The sequence below is a fragment of the Candidatus Competibacter phosphatis genome (assembly GCF_012939995.1).
GTDB lineage: Bacteria > Pseudomonadota > Gammaproteobacteria > Competibacterales > Competibacteraceae > Competibacter > Competibacter phosphatis.
In genome coordinates, this window is the sequence record NZ_SPMZ01000109.1 from 1 (window position 1) to 7,284 (window position 7,284).

The 7,284-nt window shown below is 59.6% G+C and carries 12 protein-coding genes; all 12 read left to right on the top strand.

The genetic code is table 11. The features are described from left to right. Nucleotides 1-206 precede the first annotated feature (206 nt). The 12 genes from E4P82_RS20990 (at nt 207) to E4P82_RS21045 (ending at nt 6,773) form a co-directional block, all read left to right on the top strand. Nucleotides 207-695, top strand: a complete 489-nt coding sequence (locus tag E4P82_RS20990) for a hypothetical protein (protein WP_169250697.1) — start codon at nt 207-209, stop codon at nt 693-695. Nucleotides 696-956: 261 nt separating this feature from the next. Continuing rightward, on the top strand, nt 957-1,298 hold the full coding sequence (locus E4P82_RS20995; protein ID WP_169250698.1) for a phage protein Gp27 family protein: 342 nt from the start codon (nt 957-959) through the stop codon (nt 1,296-1,298). A gap of 10 nt (nt 1,299-1,308) precedes the next feature. Continuing rightward, nucleotides 1,309-1,923, top strand: coding sequence for a phage protease (locus tag E4P82_RS21000; protein WP_169250699.1), 615 nt, complete (start codon nt 1,309-1,311; stop codon nt 1,921-1,923). Nucleotides 1,924-1,925: 2 nt separating this feature from the next. Continuing rightward, nucleotides 1,926-2,339, top strand: coding sequence for a DUF2190 family protein (locus E4P82_RS21005; RefSeq protein WP_169250700.1), 414 nt, complete (start codon nt 1,926-1,928; stop codon nt 2,337-2,339). Between the two features lie 10 nt (nt 2,340-2,349). After that, nucleotides 2,350-3,279: a Mu-like prophage major head subunit gpT family protein gene (locus tag E4P82_RS21010; protein WP_169250701.1), complete on the top strand. Its 930-nt coding sequence runs from the start codon at nt 2,350-2,352 to the stop codon at nt 3,277-3,279. 9 nt (nt 3,280-3,288) lie between these two features. Further along, on the top strand, nt 3,289-3,864 hold the full coding sequence (locus E4P82_RS21015) for a phage protease (RefSeq protein ID WP_169250702.1): 576 nt from the start codon (nt 3,289-3,291) through the stop codon (nt 3,862-3,864). Further along, the gene (locus tag E4P82_RS21020) at nt 3,861-4,181 is read left to right on the top strand and encodes a Mor transcription activator family protein (RefSeq protein ID WP_169250703.1); all 321 of its coding nucleotides are present in this window, start codon (nt 3,861-3,863) and stop codon (nt 4,179-4,181) included. The genes E4P82_RS21015 and E4P82_RS21020 overlap by 4 nt, the downstream gene beginning before the upstream one ends. Before the next feature lie 396 nt (nt 4,182-4,577). Beyond that, the gene (locus E4P82_RS21025) at nt 4,578-4,739 is read left to right on the top strand and encodes a hypothetical protein (protein WP_169250704.1); all 162 of its coding nucleotides are present in this window, start codon (nt 4,578-4,580) and stop codon (nt 4,737-4,739) included. Further along, the gene (locus tag E4P82_RS21030) at nt 4,736-4,972 is read left to right on the top strand and encodes a hypothetical protein (RefSeq protein WP_169250705.1); all 237 of its coding nucleotides are present in this window, start codon (nt 4,736-4,738) and stop codon (nt 4,970-4,972) included. Before E4P82_RS21025 ends, E4P82_RS21030 begins: the two co-directional genes overlap by 4 nt. A 358-nt stretch (nt 4,973-5,330) precedes the next feature. Next, entirely contained in the window at nt 5,331-5,645 is a 315-nt protein-coding gene (locus tag E4P82_RS21035) for a hypothetical protein (RefSeq protein WP_169250706.1), read from the top strand. Next, on the top strand, nt 5,642-6,307 hold the full coding sequence (locus E4P82_RS21040; RefSeq protein ID WP_169250707.1) for a helix-turn-helix domain-containing protein: 666 nt from the start codon (nt 5,642-5,644) through the stop codon (nt 6,305-6,307). The genes E4P82_RS21035 and E4P82_RS21040 overlap by 4 nt, the downstream gene beginning before the upstream one ends. Further along, nucleotides 6,291-6,773: a hypothetical protein gene (locus E4P82_RS21045; RefSeq protein ID WP_169250708.1), complete on the top strand. Its 483-nt coding sequence runs from the start codon at nt 6,291-6,293 to the stop codon at nt 6,771-6,773. The genes E4P82_RS21040 and E4P82_RS21045 overlap by 17 nt, the downstream gene beginning before the upstream one ends. Nucleotides 6,774-7,284: the final 511 nt, after the last annotated feature.

Sequence of the window (7,284 nt, forward strand, 5' to 3'; positions counted from 1 at the left end):
GCGTGTGGGCTAGCTTTGGAATCCGCCCGGAATCCGTTGGGAATCCTGCCTGGAATCCGTTGGGAATCCTGCCCGGAATCCGTTGGGAATCCGCCCGGAATCCGCTGGGAATCCGTCCGGAATCCGCTGGGAATCCGTCCGGAATCCGTCCGGCTGAATATCACGAAGACCCATAGAGCCAGCGCGACGAAAAAGAGGGCATCGGCATGGCGATACCGGCACGCGAGCGCGTTCGAGCACACCGCGCCCGGTTGCGCGCGCAAGGCAGTACCCGCCTATCCGTGTTCCTGGACCCGGAAGCACACGCCGTTCTTGGTGCCCTGCGAACCCTGCATCCAGGAAAATCGATTGACGACCTCATCAACGAGGTGATGACCGGCCGAATCTCGTTACCGGGAAACGAATCCTCTGCGGGAATTCCGTTACCGGGAAACGATCCGGGTCCCCCGGAAACAACCCAGGCGTTGCCCGGTAACACCCCCAGTTGTCGTGCGGAGCTGGCCGCCGTTGGCCACCGCTGGCGGCGGGAGGGCGCGACCTTGGAGGCGGTTGCCGAACGATTCAATCAGGCGGGCTGGACGCCGGACGCCGTTCCGAAACGAGCGGGTACCGCGCCGCGCTCCGACGCTTCCAACCGGTGGACCGGCAAGGCCACGAGCCAACTATTGACCCGAGATTACCCGGATCGCGATTGATTCTTGGCGCTCAGAAATCGTGCTGCACTGCACGAAATTCAAGATTATCTCTGTTATCAAGAATAAATTAGGACGTTTCAGGAGGTCCGGCATTATCCGGTAACTACCCGGTATTCAAAGATAATCGCCGCCGATGGGTCATTCCGAGTAGTCCTTGATAGTCCTTGATCTTCCTCGATTTTTAAAGCCCTTTAATAGCGTCCTCCCCGTGTTCTTCCGCACGATGCGCACATCGAAACCGAGCCCGACCGATGCGCCACGATGCCTAGACCGCACTTCACCGAAACCATGGCACGCGCCTTGCTCGCCGAACTGGACGCGCGGATTCGCGCTCGCCATTACGGCGACTACCACGCCCTGTCGGAATGGCTGCGCGGGGAAGGCGTGCAGGTATCGAAATCTCAACTGGGGCTCCATGGAAAACGGCTGCGCGAGGCCGACCAACGCATCCGGGTCGATCCAGACCTGGAGGCCGCGAATAAGCGCTTTCAAGTTGCCGCCTTGGAATTCGAACTGGCGCGCGTGGAGCTGATCGGCGCCATCGAACGCCGCCGCGCGCAACTCGCTTTGCCGGAATCGCTTGAAGCACTCCCACCCACTTGAAGGATTTCCCATGCCCCAGACCGACCCTCAAACCCCAACTGTTCCTCAGCTCCCGATGGCCAACCTTGACGAGAATCTTGCCAAAATCGCCCGGATTACTGAGCAAGTTGACAAGATTCTGGAGCAAATGACTGCCCTTATTGAGCGACTGGATGTCCAGCCTCAGGCCGCGCGCAACCGCGTCGAAACCGAAGTTCCCGACCTGGAAAAGTTCGTTCCCCGCGCGGATTTCGACGCGGCGCTGAATCGAGCGAACACCCTTCAGCACGACTTGATGACCGAAAAAGCCAGTCAGCGAGAGAAGCACATCGAGGACCTGCTGAAAGCCGGCCTACAGTCGAGTCAGATTTGCCCCGCGACCCAAGACTATTACCGCTCCATGTGCCAGATGGAGGGCGGGATCGAAGCGTTCGAGCGCTTCCTGCGGAAAGCACCGCCACTGATCAGTTCCGTTTCCGGGTTGGATAGCAATCTCCATCCGGCCGCCCGACTTGCGGATCCGGCGGTGGAGTTCGCCAGCAATGCCGTGTTGCGTGATGAGTTCGGGACGCTGGAACGCTATCGCGCCTACCGCCTTGCCACTGAAGCGGGGCTGGTGGTGTCGGTGACGAAGGAGGGCGCGTAAGCATGGCGCTCTCGGCTGATACCTTGCGCCGATTCGAGATCGGCGACATCAACGAGCTGGTGGTGGCTGCCGGCGCCACGATCTTCGAAGGCGCGTTCGTCTTCGCCCTCAAGGCCGACTTTACCGCCGTGGTCGATAGCCCCGCGATCAGTACGCACCAGTTTGCCGGCGTGGCGATCAAGCCCGCCAGCGCTGGGGAGCGGGTCCGGCTCAAACATCGCGGATGGATCGAAATGCCGGTCACCGGTGCCAGTTCCGCCAGTGCTGGCGCGGTGGTCTACGCCAGCGACGACAACACCTTGACCCTGACGGCGGGTACCAATCCGCCCGTGGGCTACATCCATCGCCACGTCAACGGCACGACCTGCATCGTTGAATTCCGCTCCACAGTCGAGCGCGACACCGCCACCGCCTAAGGAACCGTCCATGCCTCTTTCCGCGCTGTCTAGCCGAGCCATCATCGGCGAGTTTTACGATCGACTGAATCAAGGGTTAGGGAAAATCTGGGTCCCCAAGGTTTCCCGCGAGATCAAGTCGAATCAGGAAACCGAAAACTACAAATGGCTGGGCAGCACGCCCGCCATGCGGGAATGGATCGGTGGGCGTCAACCGCGCGGCCTGCGGGATTTCGGGGTTTCGATCACCAATCGGCCCTATGAATCGACGCTGGAAATCAGCGTGGACGATCTGCGCCGTGACAAGACCGACCAAATCATGACCCGGATTCAGGAGCAGGCGGACCGGGCCAACGCGCATTGGGCGCGGTTACTGAGCCTGCTGATCGATGCCGGCGAAACCGGCCTCTGTTACGACGGCAAGACCTTCTTCGCCACCGATCATGTTTCCGGCGACAGCGGCCCGCAATCCAACGTGTTGTCGATCAACATCGTCACGCCCGCCACGCCGACCGCCAGCGAGTTGCAAGACAGCATCTTGGAGGCGACCCAGGCGCTACTGGCCTACAAGGACGACGAAGGCGAGCCGATGAACGAAACCGCGCTGGAATTCATGGTGATGGTGCCGCCGGGCTATCTGAAGGCCGCCGCCACGGCGCTGGGCGCGACGGTCATCGAACAGACCGGTAATGCCATCCTGGCGCTGGGTGGGCTGGGCGGCTTCGTCTACCGCCTGGCGGTCAACGTGCGGCTGAACTGGACGACTCAGTTTGTCGTGTTTTGCACCGATGGCGTGGTCACGCCCTTGATTCGGCAGACCGAACAGGATGTGAAGATGGATGCGATGGCGGAAGGGTCCTCCGAGGAGTTCATGCACCGCCGGCACCTGTACGGCATTACCACGTTGCGCAATGTCGGCTATGGCTACTGGCAGAAAGCCTGCTTGGTCAAGCATACCTGAGCCGCCGGCATGATCGTGACCACGATGGAAGCGGAAGGCGCGTTGCCGGAGTGGGTGGAGCTGCTGCCCGCCGGCCCGCGCCTCGTGGGCACCGACGGCCGAGAATGGGTCAATGACGCCCCGGAAGCGATCCTGAGCGCGTTTCAGGTCGAACCCTCCCTGGTGATCGACTGGGAACATGCCAGCGAGCTACGGGCCACTCAGGGGCTTTCAGCGCCCGCCGCCGGCTGGGTCGATCAACTGGAATCACGGGACGGGGCAATCTGGGGGCATGTTCAGCGCTGGACCGAGACCGCCGCCCGCCAGATTCTGGCCGGGGAGTACCGGCATTTGTCGCCAGTCTTCCTGTACGAGAAGAACACGGGGAGGATTCGGAAACTGATCAGCGCGGGATTGACCAACAAGCCGAATCTCCCGCTGATGGCGCTGAACCGCGCCCACATGGCCAGCGCCGAAACGGGCGAAACGTTCGAGACCAGCGCCGCCCTACGCGCGGAATTCGGGACACTGGAACGCTATCGCGCCTATCAGGCCGCCCACCATGCCGGACAGGCCCGCGTGTACCCGCCCGATGGAAGCCGATGACGTTGAAATTCCCGCCGGATTACCCGGAAACCTTTCAGGAATTTGTGACCGCGATGGTGCCGCGGCTAACCCAGGTCCTATCGGACGAAGTCCAGGCGAGTGAGGTAGCGTTCGCCTTGGTCGAGGACTTGAGACAGGCGTTCATAGGGTGCCTGCTCTACTTCCCGAGAGGGACACATAAATATGCAGCCGAACGAAAAGCGGCGATCCTTCGGGATTTCAACGGCCATAACTACAAAGAGTTGTCCGTGAAGTACAAACTGACCCTCCAATACATCTACCAAATCATCAACGACGAGAAAAAAAAAGGCGCTTGACGGGAGCCACGCCCGGGATTGCGCGAACCCCTCCATCACCAAGGCCGCACGCAAAGCGTGACGGTCACGCCGCCGGCTCATCGCTGGTTTTCCGCGCGCGGTTACGTTGGCGCGTAGGCTTCCAGTCCTTGGGTATCGCCCAGGCACGTTGCGATAACTTCATCGCTCCAGGAATACGCCCAGTAGACGCCAGCTTCTTGACCCATGCTCGCGTAACTCCATGACGGTTTGCGGCTTCCGTGGTGCTGATGAACTCGTTAGTTGCCATATAGCAATCGCCCACCTTTGTTCCTATACTTTAGTTGCCATATAGCAAGAATACCACGGCGCCCGGCTGGTCGTGTACGAGACGCCCAGCCGGACTTCCCACCGTGCCCACCAAGAGGAGAAGGCACCATGAGCGAGTTGCATTCTACCCCAGCGCCACGCGCGGCCGGCCTGCAAGCCGAAACCGAAGCGGCCTTGCTGCGAACGTACATCGCCGGCTACGGCGGTCCCACCGGCAGCATCGAGACGTTCTTGCGCCGCATGCGTCTTGGCCTGGAGGATGAGTCATGAGCAAAGAGCGGTTCGATTTCATGATGGAGGCCGTGGAAGCCCTGACCGAGTTGCTGGACGATGGCGACGTTCGAGGTTTGGGCCGGAAAGGCCGTCAGGCGATTCTGGAACGAATTCGCGCCCTGCGGCCTGAGGAATTTCTGTCAGCACCGGCCGGCGGCGCCCAAATAATCCGCTTCCCGACCACTCGGCGCATCAACGCCACGCGATGCGCACCAGGACATGAAGTGTAACGAAAAAGAAAATCCCGACCGTGTGAATGATCGGGATTTTTGTAAATGCGGTTTATACGGGGGTTGAAGGCTTATTATACGTTTTTTCGTTTAATATAGCCGTATCAACAAGTTACTGTTGCTCTCGCCCCCTGGTTTGCCTAATATGATCTTTGTCCGACCCGGAACAAAACCGTCTCGGACGAATAGCGACGCCGCGACTCCACCCCGCCAAGAGTTGATCGCGACGCCAAAACAACAACCGGCATTTTCACCGTCGCCGCGCAACATGAGCACCAGCTCGACATAGCTAGCTCGACATAGCTAGCTCGACATAGCTAGCTCGACAGCGCCCGCTCAATATCGCGCTGCCTTTTTTATGATGACGCAGCGCGGTCGAGAATGCCAGATTCACAAAGGATATATCGTGGATTCTTCGACTCAGACAGCGCCCGGTCCATCCACCGAACCCGCCACACCGGTCAACGTTTTGTGTGCCTATGAAGATCCGATAGGCGCCATCCGCAACACGAAAGCCGTCCTTGAATTTCTCGCCGAGGCCAACCCCGAAGCCCTGACCACCTCGAAAGGAGCCAACTTTGGTCACTGGCTGATTATGCGGACGGCCATCGAGGCGCTTGGGCACATCGACAAGATGATGTCCGGCAACGGCAAGGTGGAGGTGAACCCATGAGAACCACCCCCTCCCAGGCCCAGGCCAACGTTTCTCAACCCAAGCGTTTGCCCAGTTTCAAGAGCAGTTGGCAACGCACCATCTTAGAAGACAGAGAGCTACCAAGCGATACGCGCTGCGTTCTCTGGGCCTTGAGCATCGGGTTCATGGATGAACGCGGAGAACACTGTTTCCCCACCATCGAACACTTGATGCAGGCAACCGGCATGAGCAATAAAACCATCATCAAGAACTTGGGGATTGCCGAGAGTCAAGGATGGATTCATCGGCGCCGCTACGGCCGTACTCGTGGTTATCGACGCTGGAACTACGTCGCGATGATCCCGGAAAAATATCAGGTCGGCGCCGCTACGGCCCGCGAGTTGGTGAACGCGGTACACCAACAGTCCGCCACCGATGCTGTTCCAGACCGCGAGTTGGTGAACGCGGTACACCAACAGTCCGCCACCGATGCTGTTCCAGACCGCGAGTTGGTGAACGCGGTACACCATAAACCATGTAATAGAGATCTTTATAAACCTGGAGAGAGAGGCGCGGAAAACTCACAAGCGGCTGGCGCCGCCTCTCTCTCTGATTCCAAAAAACATCAAAAGGACATCACTCACCAAGGAGTGGGATGTTCCCTCCACATGGATCGAACAAGCTATGTTGTGGCGACCTGATCTTGGAGCGGAAGATATTTCCAAAGCTGCGCGGAAGTTTTCACCTCATCACCGATCAAGAGGGACAGCAAGCGCGGACTGGAACGCGGAATGGAAAAAATGGATTCTGGAGGAAGACCCGGGCAAGGCCGGAAAACTGCTGTCCTGCAAGGCAGGCAAACCGGCGAACAGCGGGTTGACCGAACAGCAGCAACAAGAGAACGAGGCCAGAATGACAGCGGCTGAAGCTCACTCCAAGCGCCGCTGGTATGAGGACGCGATCAAGATCGGCATCGATCCCAACACGGGGGTGAAACCTACATCGGTACCCGCGCCACCAGTGGCCACTCGGATGACGGGAATCCGATCCGAACCGCGTCCAGAACCTGACGCACAAGACAAACCTCGCTCTGAGCGCCGCGCCATATGGGCTGAACAATACAGGCGCGACCACGGACGACCACTCCCTGCGAGCTGCGTGGTTTGAAACCTCACGAGAAGCGCGGCGCCGAGTGGCCGTTTTGCGAGTTGTGCCACAACTCCCATCCTGTAATCATTTTTAGACCACCCTCAGTGATCATCCGCCGCGTGTGGGCTAGCTTTGGAATCCGCCCGGAATCCGTTGGGAATCCTGCCTGGAATCCGTTGGGAATCCTGCCCGGAATCCGTTGGGAATCCGCCCGGAATCCGCTGGGAATCCGTCCGGAATCCGCTGGGAATCCGTCCGGAATCCGTCCGGCTGAATATCACGAAGACCCATAGAGCCAGCGCGACGAAAAAGAGGGCATCGGCATGGCGATACCGGCACGCGAGCGCGTTCGAGCACACCGCGCCCGGTTGCGCGCGCAAGGCAGTACCCGCCTATCCGTGTTCCTGGACCCGGAAGCACACGCCGTTCTTGGTGCCTGCGAACCCTGCATCCAGGAAAATCGATTGACGACCTCATCAACGAGGTGATGACCGGCCGAATCTCGTTACCGGGAAACGAATCCTCTGCG